The sequence below is a fragment of the Bradyrhizobium sp. SZCCHNR3119 genome (assembly GCF_032487775.1).
Lineage (GTDB): Bacteria > Pseudomonadota > Alphaproteobacteria > Rhizobiales > Xanthobacteraceae > Bradyrhizobium.
Genome location: NZ_JAUEUV010000002.1, coordinates 841338 through 864068, shown reverse-complemented (window position 1 = coordinate 864068; position 22731 = coordinate 841338). Strand labels below are relative to the sequence as shown.

18 protein-coding genes are annotated in these 22731 nt (G+C 64.1%); 8 read left to right on the top strand and 10 right to left on the bottom strand.

The window, feature by feature from the left end; all coding sequences use genetic code 11:
* The first annotated feature begins 162 nt into the window (after nt 1-162).
* Nucleotides 163-1245 (top strand): glycosyltransferase family protein, encoded by a 1083-nt coding sequence (locus tag QX034_RS31260; RefSeq protein ID WP_315729191.1) that lies wholly within the window; start codon nt 163-165, stop codon nt 1243-1245.
* On the opposite strand, the gene QX034_RS31255 is transcribed toward QX034_RS31260, so the two are convergent.
* Together QX034_RS31255 and QX034_RS31250 are read right to left on the bottom strand one after the other, a co-directional pair.
* Nucleotides 1190-2323: a glycosyltransferase gene (locus QX034_RS31255; RefSeq protein ID WP_316185534.1), complete on the bottom strand. Its 1134-nt coding sequence runs from the start codon at nt 2321-2323 to the stop codon at nt 1190-1192. The genes QX034_RS31260 and QX034_RS31255 overlap by 56 nt on opposite strands.
* Nucleotides 2320-3462 (bottom strand): glycosyltransferase, encoded by a 1143-nt coding sequence (locus QX034_RS31250; protein ID WP_315743422.1) that lies wholly within the window; start codon nt 3460-3462, stop codon nt 2320-2322. The genes QX034_RS31255 and QX034_RS31250 overlap by 4 nt, the downstream gene beginning before the upstream one ends.
* A 245-nt stretch (nt 3463-3707) precedes the next feature.
* Here QX034_RS31250 and QX034_RS31245 point away from each other — a divergent pair, with 245 nt between their 5' ends.
* From QX034_RS31245 to QX034_RS31230, 4 genes are all read left to right on the top strand, one after another.
* Nucleotides 3708-5024, top strand: a complete 1317-nt coding sequence (locus QX034_RS31245) for an LptF/LptG family permease (protein ID WP_316196246.1) — start codon at nt 3708-3710, stop codon at nt 5022-5024.
* A 69-nt stretch (nt 5025-5093) separates the two neighbouring features.
* On the top strand, nt 5094-6275 hold the full coding sequence (locus tag QX034_RS31240; RefSeq protein ID WP_316196245.1) for an aminotransferase class I/II-fold pyridoxal phosphate-dependent enzyme: 1182 nt from the start codon (nt 5094-5096) through the stop codon (nt 6273-6275).
* 76 nt (nt 6276-6351) lie between these two features.
* Nucleotides 6352-7569 (top strand): radical SAM protein, encoded by a 1218-nt coding sequence (locus QX034_RS31235; protein ID WP_316196244.1) that lies wholly within the window; start codon nt 6352-6354, stop codon nt 7567-7569.
* 33 nt (nt 7570-7602) lie between these two features.
* A complete protein-coding gene (locus QX034_RS31230; protein WP_315703662.1) occupies nt 7603-9240 on the top strand; it encodes a B12-binding domain-containing radical SAM protein in 1638 nt (545 codons plus the stop codon).
* Here the strand turns inward: QX034_RS31230 and QX034_RS31225 are convergent, their stop codons facing one another.
* The 7 genes from QX034_RS31225 to QX034_RS31195 form a co-directional block, all read right to left on the bottom strand.
* Nucleotides 9241-10224, bottom strand: coding sequence for a glycosyltransferase family 21 protein (locus QX034_RS31225; protein WP_409977504.1), 984 nt, complete (start codon nt 10222-10224; stop codon nt 9241-9243).
* A 162-nt stretch (nt 10225-10386) separates the two neighbouring features.
* Nucleotides 10387-11181, bottom strand: coding sequence for an SDR family NAD(P)-dependent oxidoreductase (locus tag QX034_RS31220; protein WP_316196243.1), 795 nt, complete (start codon nt 11179-11181; stop codon nt 10387-10389).
* Between the two features lie 12 nt (nt 11182-11193).
* Entirely contained in the window at nt 11194-12033 is an 840-nt protein-coding gene (locus QX034_RS31215; protein WP_315743426.1) for a MaoC family dehydratase, read from the bottom strand.
* A gap of 16 nt (nt 12034-12049) precedes the next feature.
* A complete protein-coding gene (locus QX034_RS31210; protein ID WP_315703666.1) occupies nt 12050-13264 on the bottom strand; it encodes a beta-ketoacyl-[acyl-carrier-protein] synthase family protein in 1215 nt (404 codons plus the stop codon).
* A 1-nt stretch (nt 13265) separates the two neighbouring features.
* Complete coding sequence (locus tag QX034_RS31205) at nt 13266-13547, bottom strand: acyl carrier protein (protein ID WP_315703667.1); 282 nt, start codon at nt 13545-13547, stop codon at nt 13266-13268.
* Nucleotides 13548-13600: 53 nt separating this feature from the next.
* Complete coding sequence (locus tag QX034_RS31200) at nt 13601-14800, bottom strand: hypothetical protein (RefSeq protein WP_315703668.1); 1200 nt, start codon at nt 14798-14800, stop codon at nt 13601-13603.
* A complete protein-coding gene (locus tag QX034_RS31195) occupies nt 14797-15828 on the bottom strand; it encodes a glycosyltransferase (protein ID WP_315732693.1) in 1032 nt (343 codons plus the stop codon). Before QX034_RS31195 ends, QX034_RS31200 begins: the two co-directional genes overlap by 4 nt.
* 265 nt (nt 15829-16093) lie before the next feature.
* Between QX034_RS31195 and QX034_RS31190 the strand changes: the two genes are divergently transcribed.
* The 3 genes from QX034_RS31190 to QX034_RS31180 are packed head-to-tail and all read left to right on the top strand — an operon-like array spanning nt 16094 to nt 21323.
* Nucleotides 16094-18391, top strand: coding sequence for a class I SAM-dependent methyltransferase (locus QX034_RS31190; RefSeq protein ID WP_316196242.1), 2298 nt, complete (start codon nt 16094-16096; stop codon nt 18389-18391).
* A gap of 26 nt (nt 18392-18417) precedes the next feature.
* Nucleotides 18418-19308, top strand: coding sequence for a glycosyltransferase family 2 protein (locus tag QX034_RS31185; protein ID WP_315703671.1), 891 nt, complete (start codon nt 18418-18420; stop codon nt 19306-19308).
* A gap of 2 nt (nt 19309-19310) precedes the next feature.
* Nucleotides 19311-21323 carry a hypothetical protein gene (locus QX034_RS31180; RefSeq protein WP_316175379.1) on the top strand — a complete coding sequence of 671 codons (2013 nt, stop codon included), beginning with the start codon at nt 19311-19313 and terminating at the stop codon, nt 21321-21323.
* Here QX034_RS31180 and QX034_RS31175 read toward each other — a convergent pair.
* Nucleotides 21282-22379 carry a hypothetical protein gene (locus tag QX034_RS31175; protein WP_316196241.1) on the bottom strand — a complete coding sequence of 366 codons (1098 nt, stop codon included), beginning with the start codon at nt 22377-22379 and terminating at the stop codon, nt 21282-21284. The two genes, QX034_RS31180 and QX034_RS31175, sit on opposite strands and share 42 nt — an antisense overlap.
* Nucleotides 22380-22731: the final 352 nt, after the last annotated feature.

Here is a 22731-nt window from a genome sequence, read left to right as displayed (position 1 = left end):
CGTTAGAATGTTCTGTACCCAATAACAACCATAAGATGAGTCGAAGGGCAAGGCGACGGTCCTGCGGATCGTCGGCACAAGGAATGAACCGGCCGATGGTGAATTATCTTTCGCGATGCTGGCCGCCGTTTCATCCGCCTGCCGGCGCGCCGGTCTGATTCCATGGCGCGCATTCTCTATGGCGTGCACGGGACCGGCCGGGGCCACGCGATCCGCGCCTTGACCTTGGCGCAGCATTATTCCCAGCACGACTTCCTGTTCGTCTGTCACGGAGAAGCAGCGCGCCTGCTCGGGAGCCAATTCCGGGTGTTCGAGTGTCCCAATCCGGTCACGCCCGTGGGCTCGCATCGGGTCGATGCTCCGGCGGCGTTGCTGCGTACCGCCACGACACTCAGCAATGGCGCGCACTGGCGCCGCCGGGTCGAGCAGGCGGCCGAGGCCTTCGCCCCGGACTTTGCCATGACTGACTACGAGTTCTTCGTGCCGAGGGTGGCGCGCAGGATGGGAGTGGCCTGCCTGTCGCTCGACAACCAGCATGTCATCACCATGGGACGGATCGCATGCCCTCTGGGCCAAATGTCGAGCTGGCTAGCGACGGCGGCGGCGGTCCGGCTTCTGTTCAGTTCGGCGGACCAGTACCTCGTCTGCAACTTTTTCGACGTTCCCGCGCGGGCGGCGAGCCCCTGGCTTCGACAACTGCCGCCGCTGCTGCGGCGCGACGTCGTTGCGCGCCGGCCGACGGCGGGTGACCACGTCGTCGCCTATCAGGGCTATCCGACGTTCCCGGCCTTCGTCGAGCATCTCGCCACGCTTGATCGGCCGGTCCGTGTCTACGGCCTGGGCGAGCGCTGCAGCCTGGGCCGCGTCGTCTTCAGGGCATTCGACGAGCAATCGTTTCTCGATGATTTGGCGTCCTGCGCCTTCGTTGTCTGCGGCGGTGGCCATACGCTCATCTCCGAGGCGCTGCATCTCGGCAAGCCGGTGCTGTCGATTCCGGTCAGCGGCGCCTTCGAGCAGTTTCTCAACGCGTACTATCTGGAGCGGCTCGGTTACGGCATGCGTGCCGATCTGGCGACTTTCTCGTCGCGGATCCTGCGCGAATTCGAGGTGCGGCTGGAGAGCTACCGCGATCGGATCGGTTGCGGAGATTTCTGCGGCAACGATGCGGCCTTTGCCGCGATCGATGCGTTCATCGACGGCCGTTGGCGCCGCTCCCCGCGCTCCGGGCCTCGAGCACGGACTTGAACAGCGTTTCATAGGCTTCGACCACGCGATCCGAGCCGTATTGCGACAGCGCGCGGATCGCGCCCCTCGCGGCAACGCGGGCCCGTTCCTCGGGATGGGCGACGACATGGCCGATGATCTCGGCGAGAGCGTCGGGATTGCCGGGCGGCACCAGCCAGCCGTCGACGCCGGAGGTGATCAGGCTGCGAAGCCCGTCGACCGGCGAGGTAATGACCGGTTTGCCCATGGCCATGGCCTCGAGGACCGCGAGCGGCAGGCCCTCGAAATAAGTCGGATGGACGAAGATATCCATCGCGGCGATCCAGTCGCGAACGTCGCCGCGGTCGCCGGCGAAGACCACGCGATCGGCGATGCCCAGCGCGCGCGCCTGCTCCATGAGTTGCGCGCGATCAGGTCCGTCGCCGACCAGCCAGAGGCGAACGTCCGAACATGCCAGCTTTGCGAACGCCTCGAGGAGATCGGGGTGGGCCTTCTGTGGGTGCAACCGTGCGACCATGCCGAGGATGGTGGCGGCGCCGCCGCCATGGTCTCGGCGCAGGGCGGATGCTGCAACGGAGCGGTCACGGTCGTCCGCATCGACCCCGTTCGGAATGACCTGAACCTGGTCGGGCCGGACACCTTCATGCGCGAGCGAGAAGGGGACGATTTCGGCGCTCTGGAAGGCCACGCGGTCGGCCCAGGCCGCGGTCTTGCGGTCGAACCACAATTGCAGCCGTGGCTTGTCCGCGTAGCGGGCGGTCACGGTCGAGACGATCGGAGCGATGCCGGCGACGCGGGCGGCGGTGCGTCCGATCAGATCGCCCCATGGGAGTTCGGTGTGGACGAGATCCGGCCGGCGCCGCCGCAATTCCGCGGCGAGGTGCCAAAGACCGATCAGGCCGTACAGGCGCGGCCGCCCGATGATCTCGACGCTGGCTCCGGCGGCGCGCATGGCAGCGACGACCTCTTCGTTGAATATCTCGTTGAGGCAAATGATGTGCTGGATGTGGCCGCGCGCCGTGAGGCCGGCCACCACGCTCCGCAGCATGGTTTGAGCTCCGCCGCGATCGAGATTATCGAGGATATGAACGATCTTCATCGCAACGGGGCTCCCACGCGTAGTGCCGCGTCCTTCAGGCCGTTGCGATACAATGTCGCGTAGGCATCCGCCATGCCATCCAGTGAGAAATGCTTGCGAACGTGCCGCAAGCCTGCCTGGCCGATGTCGGCTGCCCGGGCGGGATCCGCCAGGATATCCATCATGCAGCGTGCAAGAGCGTCGGCGTCGCCCGGCCTGACCATCCAACCGGTCTTGCCGTGGATCACCAGTTCGCGGATGGCGTCGACGTCGGAAGCGACCACCGGTCGGCTCGCGGCCATGGCTTCCATCAGCGCATTGGGCATGCCTTCCCACAACGAGGGAAGCGCGAAGAGATCGACGGCGGCGAGGATGTCGCGCACATCGCGCCGGGTGCCCGCGAAGCGGACGGACGCCGTTATACCAAGTTCGCCAGCTTCGCGCTCCAACGCCGCTCGACACTCACCGTCGCCGACGAGCCACAGAACCGCGCCGGGGTAGCGCTCGCGAACGAGACGGAAGGCGCGCAACAGATATTGTTGTCCCTTGGACGGATGGAGGCGGGCGACGGTCGCGAGCACGGTCGCTTCCGGGGATGTCTGCAGTTCCCTGCGCACGTCGCCGGGTGGCCGGCGCGCCGTCGTGATCGAAACGCCGTTGGGAATGTAGACGACCTGGCCTGCGCGTATGCCCTCGTGGCGGATCGCAAACGGCACCGCCTCGCGGTCATTGAAGACGACCGCCCTGGCCAGATGTGCGGTGCGGCGATCAAGCCACCTCTGCCAGCTTGGCTTGTCGACGTTCCGGCCGCGGATGGTGGAAAAGATCGCCGGTACCCCCGTCAGCCATGCCAGCGAGCGGCCGATCATGTCGGAGGTCGGCAGCGCCGTCTGCACGACCTGGGCCGGCCAGGTCCGGAGTTCCTGCGTCAGGCGCAGCAGTCCGGGTCCTGCCCACAGGCGGCCTTCGCCGATGATTTGAACTTCGGCGTAAGGCGCCAGACGTTCAAGGATTTCGGGATGCGCAATCGCACGCATGCCGTAGACGCGCACCGCGAAACCGCGCGCGGCCAGTGCCGGCACCAGAAGAGTCAGCCAGTTCTGGGTCCCGCCGACCCCAAGATCGTCGATGAAAATCGCGAGATTGATGAGCTTCTGCATTGCGGCTCAGTGAGTCTACGCTTCGTGACGATAGTACCGCGTCGGCCGGTCAGGGCATCCACACGGCATTGTCCGAAACGGTCATTGCTGCGAACCTTGACCGTATTCGGCCGTGGCCCGCAAGAGCGTCGCGAAATGTGGATGGCCGGGGGCGTTTTCAGGACATGCTCGCCAAGATAGTATAGTTTTCGTATGTCGAGTGTCGGCGGTAAGGGGCGGCTGCCGGCATTACGGCTTCGGGGACTGTGGTGAGAACGATTCCTAGGAAGGACCGTCCTCCCGAGTGGAACTGCTGCCAGGGGCGAAGCGTGGTAGTTGGGGTCATTGACAGATATCTGACACGGCAGATTTTGCTCGCTTCGGTAGTCGCCGTCGCGGTTGTCGTCGGACCGGTGATCCTGATCTCTCTGATCAGCCATCTGGGCGAAGACGCGCTTTATACCAGCTTGGTGTGGCCCGCGCTCGCCAGCACCGGGCCGATGATCCTCTTCCATGTCCTCCCGGCGTTGGTTGCGATCGCGATCGTCTGGTCCTACGGCAGGTTTGCCGCAGATGGGATCTTGATTGTGATCTATTCGAGCGGTCGCTCGACCTTCGCTGCGCGGTTGCCCGGCTTTGCCGTCGCATTCGCCGCGGTGGTGCTTGGCTATTTGCTGACCTGTTGGGTCGTTCCGCTAACCTCAGGGCACCTCCACGACGTGCTGTTCTCGCTGCGGCGCGGGGTAAACCCGGCGCTGCTCAAGGTCGGCGTTTTCAATCAGTTCGATCATGGTCGCCAAGTCTTCTATTTCAGGAACTACATCAAGGGCAACGAGCTGGCCGATGTCTTCGTCCGGCAGGCGATGTCCGACGACGAGGAGCGGGTCTACAAAGCGCGTTACGCGGTGTTCGAAAGGCAAGGGGACGAAAGCGGCATAGTGCTGCTCGACGGGACCGTTCAGAGCTTGCGGAGCGGACGGTCCGAGGTCAGGAGCGTCGCCTATACTCGCATATTCGTCCCGCTGAACGAATATGGCTTTGGAGGGGTCAAGCGTGACTATACGATCATCGACGAAGTGCCCCTGCAGGACTTCCTCGACGGCCGCTCCAAGGCCATGGCCGATCCGGGGACGGCGCGCGAATGGATTCATGAGGCTCTCAACCGCCTGGGAATCCCGCTTCTCGCACTCCTCCATACCTGGCTCGGCCTCGAACTGCTTCCCGTCTGGCGCAGCCTCGGCGATCGCCGAGGGCCGCGTGCCTGGCTCGTCTGCGCCGCGATCGGGGCGCTGCATTTCTTCATGGTGCTCACCATCGAGCAGACGCTGGTGGACTTGCGGACGACATGGGCGGTCGGCGGGCTCCTTCTGGCCGAGCTGGCGCTGGCACTCATCCTCGCCCTCAGGCGCCGCGGCGGGGCGATGGCCGCACCGTCCGCCACGCCTGCCGTTTCGATGCGGCTCGGAATGACCGGCGTGCCGGCACTGCACGCCGGACTAGCTTTGTGGGACGGGGGCGCCGCCGCTCTCGTCAATGGACCGCACGATGAATTGCCGAACGCGATCGCGCCGCCATGTCCTTGACGGTTAGTTCGGATGACTCATCGGATTACTTAGACGGATCGGCTTATGGATAACGGTGGAAACGGAATATTGGCGCGTGCAGATCGCCTCGGCAACTCGCTGGAGAGGTTGGCCGATTCGCGAACCAACCCGCTGAGCATTGTCGTCGATGATGTCGTGGACACCGTCACCGCTGTGGTCGCAGGCCGCCGAACCTTGATGTTCGGTACCAACAGCTATCTTGGGCTCAACTTCAATCCGGCGTGCATCGAGGCTTCGGTCGAGGCAGCGCGACATTACGGGACGGGCTCCACGGCTTCTCGGGTCGCTGCAGGCAATCACCGTCTCCACGTGATGCTCGAGGAGGACATCGCGACCCTCTATGGTCGGCGCGACGCGGTGATTTTCAGCACGGGATTCATGGCCAATCTGGGCGTGATTTCGGCGCTCGCCCGCAAGGGCGACATGATCTTCGTCGATGCTCATTGCCACGCCAGCATATTCGATGCCTGTCGATTGAGTGGCGCCCAGGTGGAGAGCTTCGCTCACAATGACCGCAGCGATCTCGATAGCCGATTTGCACGCAGCAACGTTCCCGGACCGCAGACATTGGTGATCTGCGAGGGGCTCTACAGCGTTCGAGGCGACCTTGGCGAGCTCGAGGGGCTGACGACCGTCGCGCGGCGCCATGGAGCGGTGGTCATCGTCGACGAGGCCCATTCGCTCGGCATCTACGGGCGCTACGGCCGCGGCATCGCCGAACATCTCGGCGTCGAAGCCAAAGTCGACGTGATCGTCGGCACCTTCAGCAAGAGCCTTGGCGGAATCGGTGGTTACGCCGTGAGCGATTCGAGCGCGTTGCGCGCGCTGCGCTTCATGAGCAGGCCGTATCTCTACACCGCATCGCTCCCACCTCCGATCGTGGCGGCGGCGCGGCGGGCGCTTCACCTGATCGGCGCGGAACCGAAATTGCGAGACGACCTCTGGCGCAACGCGCGAGCCATGCATGACGGCCTCGCCAGGATCGGCGTCCGGCCTTGCGCGGACCCCGGCCCCGTGGGGAGCATCCGGATGCCCGGGTTGGCCGCCGGCTATGAATTCTGGAAGGCGCTGCTCGACCGCGGCATCTACGTCAATCTGCTGGTGCCGCCAGCGACACCCGACGGAGACGTGGTGTTGCGCTTCAGCGTCTCCGCTGCCCACACGCCGGACCAGATCCGGGCGGCGGTCAACGCCGTGGCCGAGGTGTCGAAGTTGGTGAAGCTGGCCTGATTGGAAGACGATGCTGGCGCCGCACGGCGTCGCGGCTTCGGATCGGGCTTGATGGGACGATGACGGTCGGGAAGTCATGGCAAAGACGAGCAGCCTGGGGATACTAACTGCGGCGCGCTACGCGCGACGAGTCCTTCCGCATCCATGGATCGCAACCAAGCTGATCCAGATGGAGGCTGACAAGCGGATTTTCAGCAAGTTCCGGATCAGTCGTACGGAAGGCGAGGCCGGTAGGATTCGTCAGGCGAGCTTCCGTCTGACCGACCGCTGCAATCTGCGCTGCCATACCTGCGGCCAGTGGGGCGACAATGGCTATCTGCTCAACTCCAGCCTCCGGAATCTGAAGGAGCGCGAGATCCCGACCGGTCGCTATCTCGAGTTGCTGCACGACCTCATCGACCATGGTCATGGTCCGCTGGTCTATTTCTGGGGCGGCGAGCCGATGCTCTATGACGGCATCCTCGACCTGATCGAGGGGGCTACCGAACTCGGGCTGCCGGTGAGCATCGCGACCAACGGTACGCGGGTGGCTGCCTCCGCCGAACGGCTGGCCAAGGCGCCGCTCTTCCTGTTGCAGGTGTCGGTCGACGGTCATCGCGCTGACCTGCACAATGCGCTGCGACCGGCCGCGGGGGGCGGCGGCGACAATTTCCACGAGCTTTGCCGCGGGCTGGATGCGGTCGCCGAGGCACGGGCGAAGCATGGCCGCGGGCTGCCCTTCATCGCCGCCTTGACCGTGATTTCGCAGGCCAACTGCAAGCATCTGGTCGACATCTACGATGCCTTTCGGGACAAGGTCGATCTTTTTGTCTTCTATCTGTCCTGGTGGATCGACCAAGGTAACGCGGAGGCGCACGAGAAGGATTTCTTCCGCCGCTTCGGCTTCTATCCGACCCGCCATCGCGGCTGGGTCGGAAGCTGGAAGCCCAGCAGCACGGAGGCGCTGGACGATCAGCTACGGGCGGTGATGGAACGATCGTCCGGCTGGTCATCGCCTGCCGTCGCGTTGATTCCGCCGATCTCCGGCTCGGACAAGCTGACGACGTATTACACCGACCATCAGGAGCACTTCGGCTATGACGAATGTGCGGCGATCTTCCAGGCGGTCGAGATCAACAGCAACGGCGATGTCTCGCCGTGCCGCGACTACCACGACTACGTCGTCGGCAACGTCAAGACGTCGACGATCACGGAATTATGGAATTCCGAGCCATACAGGCAGTTTCGGGCGAGCATCGGTCGCGACGGGCTCATGCCGGTCTGCGCCCGCTGTTGCGGTCTGATGGGGTACTGAGCGGCGGCGGTCGGCAGGAGCGGGAGGGAGTTCATGGCAGCGACACGATGCAACGTCCTCCTCGTCTATCCTCGCTTCGATCTGACGTCGTTCTGGAGCCTGACGACGACCTGCCGGATCGCGGGCAAGCGGCGCATGGAGCCGCCGCTCGGCCTGATCACCGTCGCGGCGATGCTGCCGAAGGAATGGTCGGTCCGCCTCATCGACCGCAATGCGGAGGAGGTCGGCGAATCCGATCTCGCCTGGGCCGACATGGTCATGACGGGCGGCATGATCCCGCAGCGAGCCGATACGCTGCGCCTGATCGAACTCGGTCAGTCCCGCGGCAAGCCGGTCGTCGTCGGCGGGCCGGACATCACCTCCAGTCCGGATGCCTACAGTCATGCGGACTTTCGCATGCCGGGTGAGGTCGAAGCGACGATGGCCGCTTTCATAGAGTCCTGGAATGCGGGCGAGCGCCGCGGGTTGTTCGAAGCGGAGAAATTCACCGTCGATGTGACCAGGAGCCCGCCCCCGCGTTTCGACCTTCTCAAGCTCGACCACTATCTGGCTTTGTCCGTCCAGTTTTCGCGGGGTTGTCCGTTCATCTGCGAGTTCTGCGACATCATCGAGCTCTACGGACGGGTGCCGCGCGCGAAGACCGTCGAACAGCTGCTCGGGGAGCTGGAGAGCCTCTACCGGCTCGGTTATCGCGGCCATGTCGATTTCGTCGACGACAATCTGATCGGCAACAAGAAGGCGGTGAAACAGTTTCTGCCGCATCTATGCGCCTGGCAAAAAGCGCACGGCTATCCCTTCACGTTCAGCACGCAGGCCTCGATCAACCTCGCCGACGACGATGTCCTGCTGCACCTGATGCGCGACGCCAATTTCGGGGCGGTCTTCATTGGGATCGAAAGCCCCAACGAGGACGCGCTGCTGTCCGCCCAGAAGAAGCAGAATACGCGGCGCAATCTCGCCGACTGCATCCACAAGGTCTACCGTGCCGGAATGTTCGTGACCGCAGGTTTCGTGGTTGGGTTCGACGACGAACGCGAGCGGATCGCCGACGAGATGGTCTCCTGCATCGAAACGGCCGGGCTGCCGATCTGTATGGTCGGCCTGCTGACCGCGCTGCCGCAGACCCAGCTCTCGCGACGACTCGAACGCGAGGGGCGGCTGAACCCTGAGGTCGATTTCAGCTTCGTCAGCAGCGCCGATGGCGGCGATCAATGCACCGAGGGCCTCAATTTCCGAACCGCCCGGGCGCGGCGCGACGTGTTGGGCGACTACCGCTCGATATTGGAACGGGTCAATCGGCCTGCGGCCTTCTTCGGGCGGATCCGGGCGGTCGCCCGCCTGCTGGTCCCGGCTCGCATCAATGCCTCGGTGCCCTGGCGGGTGGTTTTGAACGATGCGGCGACGGTCATACGCCTGCTCTGGTTCCTGGCCGCGCGGCGGCCGGAACTCCTGGGCGGATTCCTTGCGACCATCGCCGAATGCGCAATCCGCAATCCGAGGGCGCTCAAACAGGTGGTCTCGCTATTTCTGCTCTACCTCCATGTCGGGCCGTTCTCCAAAGAGGTGATCGCAAGCCTGAACCGGCAGATCGGATCAATCGATGCCGGCCTTGCGCGGCGGCATGAACCGCCGGCGGCGATCGGTCAGGCGCCGGTCCGATCGGGCCTCTGATCAGGTGGTCTTGGCGGGAACGTCGAACGGCAGTCCGGCCCAGGTCACGCGGCGGTCGACCAGCGCCTTCAGCCACATTACGGGAATGAGGACTTCCCGGCACAATCCAGAGAGTGGGGACATCCAGGACCAGCCCCAGCCTTTAGCCGCGAAGAAGATGACGTCGAGCAAGACCCAGCCGAGCAGGGTCGCGCCCGCCATCAGCCACCATGGCATTCCGAAGGCTGTAGCGCCCACGGCACCGCACAGGGCCGTGAAAGCGCCGCTGACCAGCGGTTCGGCGCAGAAGGCCAGCGGCGCCTGGATTCGACGAATGACCATCCAGCGCTGGTGGCGGTCCCAGACTTCGCTGAACGGCCGCCGGCCGATCGGCTGATGGATCTCCTTGGCGGCGAACACCGTTCGCAAGCCGAGGCGTGCCAGCCCTTGCGACAGCGCGTGATCGTCGCCGAAGGCCGAAGCCATCAATCCGATGCCGCCCGCCCGCGCCAGATCTCGGCGGTCGAACAGCATGACCTTGCCGAAGCCGACGTCTGCGCCGGCGACGGACAGTGCCAGCGTCAGCGGAGCGGCCTGCCCATTGAGGAATGCCCGCTCGAGTTCGGCGGCGAATCCGGTCGGGGCGACGGCAACTGGGATCGCGCAGACGAGGCCGACGCCGGCGGTCAGGTTCGTCATCAGATCGGCGAGTTGGTCGGGGCTCAGCAGAATGTTCGAATCCTTGATCAGGATCAGGTCGTGCTGCGCCGCTGCGATCGCCGGCGCGAGATTGCTGACTTTCGGGTTCGGAGTGATGCGCTCGTTTCCGGTCAGGATCCGCGCGCCGACCGCCGGGAATTGCGCAGCGACCTGCCGGGCGATCTCGATCATCGGCGAGCGGTCTTCCGCGGCCGAGACCAGAACCTCGCTTTGCGGATAGACTTGCGCGAAGGCGGATGCGAAGGCCGCTTCGGCGTCGAATTCCAGCCGGCGGATTGGGATCACGATCGAGACCGGCGGTCGATCATGTCGCGTAGCCAATTTGCGCCGTAAGCGAGGGTGCGCCAATGCGGCAGAGATGGTCGTGATGCGAAGAGCGCAGGAGATCGCCCACCATGCAGCTGCGGCGACTGGGAGCATCGAGAGCGCGTCCATCGCCGGCGCCTGTCACTCGTTGTAGAGTTCGGTGCGCTCGGGCACGTCGACATGGACTGCGGCGAACGCAAGGTCGGTCAAGCGCCGCGGCAACAGGCGGGTCAAATGCAGACCGAAGGCCAGCAGGCGGGGGAATGCGATGACCGCATCGCCGCGCTCCAGCCGCCGCCGTATGATGGCGGCCGCACGGTCGGCGCTCATGATGAGGGGCTTCGGACAGACGGTGTCGCGGTTGAGTGCCGTGTCGACGAATCCAGGCGCAATGGTGCTGATGGTGACGCCCTGGGCGGCAAGAGTAGGACGAAGCGACTCGGCATAGGCGTGAAGGCCGGCCTTGCTGGCGCTGTATGCCGGACAGGAGGGCAGGCCGCGCAAGGCGCCGATCGACCCGATGACGGCGATCGTCCCGCGCCCGCGCATGCACATCCGCTCCGCCAGGGGATCGATGGTGTTGATGGCGCCGATCAGGTTGATTGCGATCACGTTGCGCACGACGGCCGGATCTTCCCGCAGCCGGCCGATGCCGAGCCCAGCGGCGACCCCGGCGCCGGCGATCGCAAGCCCGATCGGGGCGGCGGCGTCGATGGCGCGGATCCATCCCGCCATTCGATTGCGATCCCGGACATCGATCGACGCGGTCGAGACGGCTGCGCCTTTGGCCCGGCACAGTGCTGCCGTTTCTTCCAGGCGGCCCTCGTCCCGGCCGGACAGCGCCATGTGAATGCCTGGCGCGGCATAGCTCATCGCGAGCGCGCGGCCGATGCCGCTGCTGGCTCCGGTGATGACGATCGAGCGGGGGGCGGACATGATGTGCGATCCTCAGCCGTCGTGGCGCGCCGCGATTTCAGCGACGCATGCTGCGTACCCCGCATCGGTCGAGACGATGACGCGCAGGATCAACTGCTCGGCGCGACCGCTACCCGGCACGTCCGATGGCATTCGCTTGACAACACGGCCAGAGAAGAGCAGGCGGCTGCCAACTGGAACGGGCAACAGGAAATTGCCATGGATGCGATTGATCCGCAGTGCCGGTATCCAGTCGCGGAGCGCGCCTTCGATCTGCCCCATCGCCAGCATGCCGTGGATAATCAGGCCGTCGAGACCTGCGGCGCGAGCCGTCGCGGGATCGCTGTGGAGCGGATTGTCGTCGAGCGATGCCGCCGCATAGCTCTCGGTCTGCGCGATGTCGATCGGCCCGGTCTCGATCACCGGAAAGCTCGAGTCCGGCATCGGGCGCGAACGGAGTGCTGCGTCGCGTGCTGCGTCGGGACGAAACGTGCGCAACAGCGTGTCGAGCGTTGTGACGATTCTCCCTTCGGAATCGCACACGGTCCCGCGCAAGAGCGTCCGGTCCGTTGGGGTCCGCTCGCGACGGGCTTCGACTGCGAAGCCGTAGTCGCGATCGGCGCCGAGGCCTTCATGATAGGTGAAGGTCTGCGATTGCTGCACGACGATTTCATCGGTGAGCCCGAGCCTGCCGATCACGGTTGGTCGGATTGCGGGAAGGCTGAGCCAGCGGATCGGAAAGGCAAACGGTACGGGGCCGAAGCCGCGCCGCAGCCCCAGCGCGGACACGAAGGCAGCGACGTCCGCCGTGTCCGTGCGGACCGCAATCGGACCGATGCTGATCTGGTCCTGCGCGCTGCCCGGCCCGCTCACATCAGATCCCTCAGGGTCAATCCGCCCGCGCGACGGCGAGGCATGCGTTGACGCCTCCGAAGGCGAAGGAGTTCGAGATGGCGACGCGGATCGGCATCGCGCGCGCCGCGTTGGCGACCGGGTCGATGCCGCATTTCGCATCGGCACCAAGCCAGTTGATGGTCGGCGGCGCAACGTTGTCGCGCATCGCCATGATGGTGATCGCCAGCTCGATCGCCCCGCCGGCGCCCAGTGCGTGGCCGTGGATCGGCTTTGTGGACGACACTGCGAGGCGTGGCAGCCGTTCGCTGAACACGCGCTGCAGCGCCTCGGCCTCGGCGATATCGTTGGCGACGGTGCCGGTGCCATGGGCGTTGACATAGTCGATATCGCCGGGCGTCAGCCCGGCGTCGGCGATGGCCTGTTCCATCGCGGACCGAGCGCCATTGGGGTCGGGACGAACGATGTCGAAAGCATCGCTCGACGTGCCATAGCCGACGATCTCGGCCAGCGGTTCGACGTTGCGTCGGCGCGCGGTCTCGAGTTTTTCGATCACCATGATGGCGGCGCCCTCGCCGAGCACCATGCCGTTGCGGCCCGTGGAGAAGGGCCGACAGGCATCCGGGGTCAGCACTCGCAGCAATTCCCAGGTGCGGATATTCAGCGCGGTCATCGACGATTCGCTGCCGCCAACGATCGCCCGCTCCACCGCGCCGGACCGGACCAGCGAGGTACCTATTCCGATCGCCTGGGCCGATGAGGCGCAGGCGCTTGTGATGGTGAAGGTCGGGCCGGTGCAGCCGTAGCGTATGCTCAGGTGCGAGGTGGCGGCGCTGCTCATGATGCGCGGAATGGCCAGCGGATTGAGACGGGACTTCGTCGCGTAGGCGCTGTAGCACTGCTCGTCGATGGTGGTGATGCCGCCGACGCCGGTTCCGAGAATCACGGCGGTCGTCGGACCCTGGCGCTCCTCGCGCGCAAGGCCAGCCTGGGACAGGGCTTCGTCCGCAGCGACGATGGCAAGCTGCGCGTATCGGTCGCAGAACGGCAGAACCTTGGCCTCGACATAGCTCTCCGGGGCGAAGGATTTGATCTGCGCTGCGAGCTTGATCTGGTTCGAGCCCGGGCGCTCGAATTCGAGCGGTCGCACGGCGCTCTGTCCGTCGCGGGCTGCCCGCCAGAGGGCGTCAATGCCCTTGCCGGTCGCGCAAGCCGCGCCCATGCCAGTGACGACGACGCGAGGGCGCGACACGTCAGCTGCGCTCCACCAGAATGCGGGCTTCGATCTGTTGCACGAATCCGCTCAGGTCCTTGACGTCAGCGATGCCGCCGTCGATCGGCACATAGACGCCGAACTTCTCCTCGATCGCCATCAGGATCATGACGACGTCGATGGATTGGATCTCGAGACTCTCCAGCGTCGCATCGGGGGTCGTCTTGGCCGGGTCGATCTTCCCTTCGCTGATGATGACTTCAAGGATCTGGTCGGCCAGGGAGGCGGTAAGAGCGGCCTTTTCCACATTCGATTGAGTCAATCGTGCCTCCGATCGCGTGTCCGGTTGTGCTGCCTGGTTACGGCAATTTCAAGTCAGTCTACAATGCTCTTCTCGTAGACTCCATAGGTGTGCGATTGTCGCAATCCGATCCGCGTCAGGGATTGCGCCAGAGGGTTGTCGTCGAGAACCCACCCGGCTATTGCCCGGTCGATGCCCAGCGTCGATCCGCGCTTCCAGAGCTCCTCGACCATGACGGCCGCAATCGCCGCGCGGAGAGCGCTGCTGCGGTATTTCGAGGCCATGCCGAGCAGCACAATTCTGAAGGAACGATATTTTGCGCGTCTGATGCGGATCAACAGCTTGAGCCAGCCGACGAGGCTCGGGGCAGGCCCGAGCCCGGCGGCGACATCGAACAAATTGGGAATCGCCAGCATGAAGGCTGCGGGCTCGCCATCGACCTCGATGAAGAATCCAGCGTCGGAAAACAGCATCGGCTTGAACTGGGCAGTCAGTGCGTGAACATCGGACTGCGTGGTCGGGGTGAAGCCCCAATTGTCCTGCCAACCATCATTGAAGATCTGCCTCGCCAGCTCCATGTCGGCCTCGAGGGCGTCGAGGTGAATGTCGCGCGTGGTGATGCCGGCGTGACGTCGCATGGAGGAGAATCGTTCGAAACGACTCTCGGTGCCGACGTCCATTCTATTGTACTGGAAGCAGAGCAACGATCGGACGAGCGCGTATCCGGCGTCGCGAACGCGACCATCGAGATAGTCGGGATGCCATGGGAACAGCGTCATCGGCGGCTCCTGTTGCCCTTCCAGGAGGAGGCCAGATTCGCCATTGATCGACAGCAGGAATGGTCCCCGAGCCACCTTGCGCCGCTGCTGACGCAGCCAAGCCTCCGCGGCCACGAACAGCGCGTTGACGACGTCGCCGTCGTCGATCGCGTCGAGACAGCCGAACAGTCCGATATTGGCCGCCTCCGGCCCGACGGCAGCATGATCGATCTGGGCCGAGATGCGTCCCTGCGGCCGACCATTCCGCATGGCGATCCAATAGGCTGCCTGCCCGTGCGTGAAGAATGAGTTGCGCCGGGGATCGAGCATCTGCCGCCGTTCGTAGTCGAGCGGAGCGACGAAACCCGGCATCCCGTTGTAGATCACTCGCGGCAGGACGATGAAATCGTGCAGTTGCGCGCGGGTGTGGACCTGTTCGACCGTCAGCGGCGAGGAGGTCGTGCGGCGATGCACCACGGCAGAAGAGGAGTGGCTGTTCCCGCCGATTGCGGTCATGTGCGGTCTCGGGGCAAGGCAGCGGGATGGGTGCTGCCGTGGCGGTCGGGCCCTTCGGCCCCGCCGCCGAGGAACCAAAGCCACTGGGCCGCGGTTCGAGCCGTATTGTAATGCGCGCGCATCTGGGCATGTCCCTGACGCGCAATGCGATCCAGCCGCACATCGTCGTTCCAGATCTGCCGGATCGCGTCGCGCCATTGATCCGCGGTCTGCGCCGACGGCATGCCGCAGATCTCGCTGAAGGCGACAACATCCGGCGACCGGGCGTCGCCGATGGCCGGACATCCCCGGGCGAACAGGCCACGCATGCGGCCGGCAGACTTGAGATAGGAATCGGGAACTGACGGCCGCGCCGGGACGATGCCCAGCCGGGCCTGGGCTGCCAGCGCGCACAGCGCTTTGGGCGACCAGGCGGTGTAGCGGACCGGCAAAGCGCCCCACTGCTCGTTCCGCTCCGGAAGGTTCGTGAGGATGACGAGTTCGGCATCGGTGTCGCGGCCCAGCGAAGCGAGCGCGTCCTTCAGGGCGACGAGACCATCGAGGCTTTCCCGCGTACCATGCCACAACAAGAGTGGCGCTCGTTGCGAGGGTGCCGCAGCGTCGAGCGCGGCGCCGCCGCTTTCGATGAGATCGACCGTTTCGGTCTCCTCAATGAACCAGGCGCGGGGATGGGCAGTCCCTAAGAACGATGCGAATACCGGAGAGGAAACCGAGACGACATGAGCGAAGCGGTCGAGATCCGCCCAGACCCGGTCCGCGTCGTCGGGCTGCAGCAGGACGGTACGATGCGGTGAGCACAGGCCACGCGGCGGGACGGCCTTGAGGCAGAGCAGCCAATCCACCGGCGCGGCGGGGAGGTCTCCGGCATCGATTTGCCAAGGCAGGCCGAGAGCTGCGACTTGACGGCGCAACTCCGGTACGACCCGATCGACATGGATGGCGGTACTGGGCCACGGATTGGGTGTCCAGAAGTGAATGCGGAGTGGCGCGCGGAGCGGGTCGGGCGGCGGTTCCTCCGGGACAGCCACGAACTGGCCCTTCGTCCGTCCGCCGTGATGCGCCGCCAGCATTTGCCGAAAGCGAAGCTTGGCTGGCAGAAGCGGCGCCCAGCGGGGCAATGTGTTGTCCCAGATCAAGAAAGAATACCGATACGAATTGTATTCAATGATTCTGTCGTTCTTCTCTACCGTTCTTCGCCCCGGATTGATAGATATCGGACCTCTTCAAGGTTGCAATTGCCAGAGCCTGCTCGTTGATATTTGATGGCATGGCCTTCGTCCGCAGTCTGCGCAGATGCCATCACCCGCCATCAAAGTCGAGAACGTCTCCAAAGCCTACACGGTCTGGTCGTCGCCGGCGGCGCGCCTACATGGGCCGCTGCTCGGGCGACTTGGCCAACTGCCGTTCCTGCCGGCCGCGGCGCGAGATACCTGCGAGCGATTGTCGCATGGCGCAGTTCGCAACTACTACGCCCTGCATGACGTCTCGCTCGAGGTGCGGCGCGGCGCCAGCGTCGGCATCATCGGCCGCAATGGTTCAGGCAAGAGCACGCTCTTGCAGCTGCTCGCTGGGACGCTGACGCCGAGTCAGGGCGAGATCGCCGTCGTCGGCAGCATTGCCGCCATGCTCGAGCTTGGCAGCGGCTTCGATCCGGACTTTTCGGGGCGTGAGAACGTCTATCTGAATGCGGCCATCCGCGGTATGAGCCGGCGGCAGACCGACGCGAAATTCGACGAAATCGCCGCGTTTGCGGACATCGGCGATTTCATCGACCAACCGACCAAGACCTATTCCAGCGGCATGATCGTCCGTCTGGCGTTCGCCACCTCCGCCTGTCTCAAGCCGGAGGTGCTGCTGGTCGATGAGGCGCTGAGCGTCGGCGACATCTTCTTCCAGCAGAAATGCATCCGCCACATGAGGGAGGCGATGGCTGATGTCACCAAGGTTTTCGTCACGCACGACCTCCAGGCGATTCGCAGCGTGACCGAATACGCCTATGTGCTCGACCGAGGCGAAATCGTCTTCGCCGGAAATTCAAGGGATGCCGTCGATTTCTACGTCAGGATGTCGCACCGCGTCTCCGACGGGCGCGACCGTTCCGTGGCGGACGCCGGCTCCGCGGCGCTCGGCAGGCGCTCTGCGCCGGGCGCGGACATGGACGCGGACAGGTTCAAGCGGCTGCCATGGATTGATCTCAAATCGTCGCAATTGAGCGGGGCGGGGGACGTTCTGATCAGGCGGGTCGCCGTCACCAAACCTGATCTTGCTCCGGCCGGTACGGTTCAGGCGGGGGACCGGATCAGCGTCGACCTGTTGTTGGGGTGCGCCGCAACGAAGACGCACGTGATCGTCGGCTATCTGCTCAGCGACCGTCTCGGCAATCAGATCTGCGGCGAGAACAGTTGTAGCCTCGCCCGCGGCCTCGTCGCACTCGATCCCGGCGAACACCTGGTGCGGCTCGAATTCGTCTGGCCGGAAATCCAGCCGGGCGACTACACCCTCACGGTCGGCATTGGCGAGGGGACGGATCCGCTGCGGCACGTCGTCCAATGCTGGGCTCATAGCGTCGTCAAGCTCAACGCCATCAGTCCTGGTCGGGCGATCCACGGCATCTTCAACAACCCCATAACGAAGCTCGACATCGCGCCGCTTGGCGGTTCCGCGGCCCGGCCAGCCCCCGGTTCGGCAGCGCCTCCATCAATCCGGTGGCGTATGGCCGAGCCCGCGCGCTCCGCCGACCTGTCGCAGCAACCAGCCTGGGTCGTCAGCGAACCAGCTTACGAGTCGGATGTCCTGAACCCCCAGCTCGCGATATCCCCCTGGCAGGGGCACCGCGACTTCGCGTACGACCTGGTCGGCTTTGCGCGGCCGCGCCTGATCGTCGAACTCGGCGTTCACTACGGCTGCTCCTATTTTGCCTTCTGCCAGTCGGTCAAAGATCGCGATCTGCCGAGCCGGGTCGTCGGCATCGATACGTGGGAAGGCGACGAGCACTGCGGCCACTATGGCGGCGAAGCGTACGAGACGGTCGCGAAGACGATGGCCGCCTCGTTCGCCGACGATCGCTTTGTGCTGCATCGCGCCCGCTTCGACCAGGCGACGGAAGCGTTCGACGACGATTCGATCGATCTGCTGCATATCGACGGCCTGCACACCTATGACGCTGTTCGCAGCGATTTCACCACCTGGTTGCCGAAGCTTGCCCGGGACGGAATCATCCTGATGCACGACATTGCGTCGTCATCGGGTTACGAGTCCGCCCGCTTCTGGGCAGAGATCAAGCAGCGCCATCCGCACTTCGAATTCCTGAACCGGTGGGGGCTCGGCATCCTCTTTCCCAAGGGCGAGCGCTGGTACCGCGCCGGGCTCGCGGAAGGCGTGCCGGACAAGATCCGCGGCTATCTCTACCGCGGCGAATGGCTCGTCGACCGCTACCGCGCCTCCATCGACTTGCAATGGCAGAGGGGGCAGACCGACCGCTGGTGGCAGGAAAGCGAGAGATTCAAGCAGCGCGTCGGCGAGCTGGAAAGACGGCAGCCTTCCGGCTGGTTGCGTGCGTTCGGCATCGTTCGCCGCTCCGACGGTGATTGACGGGATGGATTGGGGGATATCGGCAGATGGATGACACTGTTGCGGTGATCACGCGGACCAGGAACCGTCCGTTGCTGCTGCCGCGCGCCCTGGACAGCGTGTTGGGCCAGAGCTTCGAGGATTGGATTCACGTCGTGGTCAACGACGGCGGCGATCCTGCCACGGTCGACGGACTGATCGCCCAGCGCGCGGGCCGTTATGCAGGTCGTTGCCACGTCATCCACAACAATACATCGCGCGGCATGGAAGCCGCGTCAAATCAAGGCGTTGAAGCGTCATCCAGCCGCTATATCGTTATTCACGACGATGATGACGCATGGCGACCGGACTTCCTCAGTAAGACTGTGGCCTATATGGAGGCGAATGCGACGTTTCCGAAACTGGCCGGCGTGATCACCCACACGGAGAGAGTCGTCGAAACCATAAGAGAGGACCGGATCGAGACCGTGCTCCGACACGATTTCAATTCCTGGGTGAAGGGGGTGCATCTGTTTCGCATGCTGGCGCAAAACATGTTCCCGCCGATCTCATTCCTGTTCAGGAGAGATGCGCTGGCGAAGATCGGCCCCTTCCGGGAGGATCTTCCGGTTCTGGGTGACTGGGAATTTAATGTCCGATTCCTGCAATCCTTCGAGATCGGAGTGCTGTGCGAATGCTTGGCCTATTATCACCATCGTTTGCCGGCAGGCGCGGTCGAATACAGCAACTCGGTCGTCGATCAGAGCCACCAGCATGAGAACTACAGCGCCTTCCTCCGCAACGAATGGCTTCGTCAGGAACTGAATAGCGGCCGCACCGGGATCGGCACCCTGGCCAATATTTCGTGGCAGATGTTTCTATTGGAGGCGTGGCTTCGAAAACGGCGCCAGGACAAGGGTTTTCTTCACCGCGTTTTTCGTCGAAAAAAATACGATTGAGCATGCAAAGCTACATGGACGCGGAACTCCAATCCAGACTTGATGATGCCGACGTCGTTTCATTCGACGTCTTCGATACGTCGATTCTTCGCGCGCTGGCGGAGCCTGATGATCTCTTTCTGTTGATGGAGCCGGCCGTGCGCCGCAGGCTCGGCGCAGATTCAATACAGTTCGCGGCGGCGCGGCGCGATGCGGAGCGGTTGGCGCGCGAACGCGCCTGGCAAAACCAGCGTGCCCGGGAAGTCACGTTGGACGAAATCTACGGCACCCTTTCTGAGGCCCTGGCTATCGATTCGGATTTGGCTAAGGCCGTTGCGCAAATGGAAATCGAGGCGGAGCTCGATGTCTGCCGGCGCAATCCGTTCATTCATGATGCCTATCGCTGGTGCCGCGATCGCGGCAAGCGAATCGCCTTCATCTCCGATTCGTACCTTCCGGAGCAGGTGATCGCCGACCTGCTGCGGAATGCCGGCTACGACGGCTATGAAGCCTTGCTGGTTTCGTCGGTCTCGAAGAAGACAAAGTCAACCGGCGAGCTCCATGCCGAAGCGCGAGCGCGCCTGCCCGGTGAAGGTCAGCGCTGGCTGCACCTCGGCGACAACATCCGCGCGGACATCGAGATGGGACGGAAGCATGGAATGTCGACTTGGCATTACCGGCGCTGCATGGACGCGTATATGAGCTCTCACCGCGTCTCGAAGGTGTGGAAGACATCGGAGCCTGTATCTGCGGCAAGGTCGGTCGCGCAGGGGCTGATCGCCAACCGGATCACCCATGCAAGGCGGGACGCCGTGCCGGTCTCGCGCGAGGAGAGCTTTTGGGAGGATTTCGGCTATGTAACGGCCGGTCCGCTGTTTGTCGGCTTCACGGAATGGTTGATTGAGCAGGCTAAGGCGCGCCAGTTGGACGCCCTGTATTTCCTGGCCCGCGAAGGCCTCGTTATGCAGCAGGTCTATGACAAGCTGGCCGCCGCGGCAGATGGAGCGGTCAAAGAGACTCACTATCTTTATGGTTCGAGGCGTGCGCTTAACGTGGCGGCGATCAAGGACCTCAATGAGGATGTCATCCGGTTTCTGTCGGGTGGGACATCGGTGCTTACGGCGGCGCAATTCATCGAGCGCGCTGGCGTCGACTGGCGCAAACATCAGGGAGCTTTCGGTGCGGCTGGATTTAGCGGCCCCGACCACGAGGTCAAGACGGAAGCGGACTATGGACGCCTGCGACAATTGTTCCTCGGGCTTGCAGGACCGATCTGCGAGAACGCGCGCGAGGAACGTGAGGTTCTGCTGGACTATTTGAGCGCTTCCGGTCTGGTGGGGGGCCGCCGCGTTGGCCTGATCGACGTCGGTTGGCATGGTACGATGCAGCGGTCGATCACCGATATGCTGCGCGAGAGGGGGGATTGCCCGGAGATTACCGGACTCTATCTCGGCACATATGGGTTCGCGCACGAGATCGTTTTGCCCGACGAGAAATATCCCCACGACGCCTACCTTTTCCGGCGGGGCGAACCGGACGACTACCGCCGCCTGATCTGGGAGGGGGTCGAAGTCGTCGAATTGTTGTTTTCGGCGACGGAGGGCACGATCGTTCGTATGGAGCGCGACGCCGACGGCAACTATTTTCCGGTTAGGGCGTCCACCGATCTCGAGCCCTACAGGGTCGAGAGTATCGTGCGCATGCAACAAGGGGCGATGCAATTCGTCGACGATTATCTGGCGCTGAAGGTCCGGTTTCCGGACCTGGCCTTGTCCAAGGACGCGGCGGCGGCGCAATTGAAGCGCTTCCTGCAGTATCCGACCGAAGCGGAGGCGCGATATGTCGGCGATATCCCGCACGGAGAAGGATTCGGTGCCATATACGCGAGACGACTGCTGGCCTATCCGCACAGCCTGCGGATGCTGGCGCGACCGCAGTCGTTTCGATGGGTGCTCCGGCACGATTATTGGCATGCCGGCCGCAATCGTCGGGGCTCACCGGTGCAGCGCGCGGTCTATTGGCTTCTGACCCGGTAATCCCGCGCACGTCGACACCGGCGCGGCCAGCCCGCCGGCGACGCCCTCCGCCTTGGTCCCATGGTCATCGCCCACAGTCCGCGCTCGTTCCATCAGCGCGAGATCGCGCGGCGTCAACCCAAGGATCAGGAAGAACAGGATCACGCCCGCATATCCGAACCGATAATCCGGCACGACGATGAGGGGAAGCAGCATGACCTGATAGGCGATAGCCACGACCAGATAGACCATCCACTCCGGTCGACGCCGATGCAGCTTCAGCCGCACTATGGCCGCCAGAAGGACGACGGCTCCGATCATCGGCAGCCAATGGGTGGAGAGCCATTGAGGCGCGGCATCGAGATAGGCATTCACCATTCCGTTCGCCTTCGGCCAAAAGAGGTGAATACGAGGATTTGAATCGATGCCGGGATGGTACGTCCAATGCCCGCGCAGGTACTCGCGCACGATGACGCTGCGGGTGTCGAGATATGCGAGCGGATAGGCCACAACGGCGCTCTCCCAGCGGCGACGCAGTTCTGCCAAGTCGTCGCCGACGACGAACCGCACCATTTCACTTTCGGGATTCGCCCATGCGATCGGAGACAGGCTGTCGCTCCAGTAGTGCCGCTGCAGCACAGCAAGATCGTTGGCGGGAAAGCTCGCGGGAGTCAGCAAGAGCTGATCGGTCCGGATCGAAATGCCGGCGAGGTCGAACAGAAAGATCCCGCCCTCGGCATGCCGGGCTTCAGGCTTGACGACTTTTGCGACGAACAGGCCTAGCGCGGCGGCGGTGAGGAGCAAGACCCCGGCGAAGCGGGCGGCCGGGAGCAATTTTCGTCCGGCCAGGACGTACTCGCCCCAAATGAACAGCGGCAGCAGGAGAACGGTCTCCGGGCGTATCGATGGCGCGAGCGCAATCAGGGCTGCGCGCGTATGGAGGAGCCTGGCTGGCGCGGCCGCTGAGGACATCGCGAAGGTCGCGACGAATAGCGCGGCCACCCAGGTGTCCTTCGAGACCGCAACGAGGTGGTTGAGTACGGGTGGGAACAACGCGAATCCGAACGCGGCCAGCAACGCCGCTGGCGACGAAAGGCCATTGGCGCGTAAGGTGAGGACGACCGCATAAACGATCGCAAAGACGATCAGCGTGGTATGCACCGCGACCAGGGCCGGAGAGGCGCCGATCATTCTCCACAGCCAGGCCACGAGAGGAGCGTGCCAGTCGTGAAGGGGGGCGCCGAGTGCCTGGCCATAGAGGTCGAGCGCATCGGCATTCATCCGTCCGGGAAACGAGGGCAGCGCGATCAGAGCGGACCCGACTAAGGTCAAGAGCGCCAGAGCCCACGGCGGAAAGCGATCCTGATGCCCGGTTGTCATGAGCGCTGTGCCTGAGAAGATGCGGAGTCGTCGCTGTCGGTGCGGAATC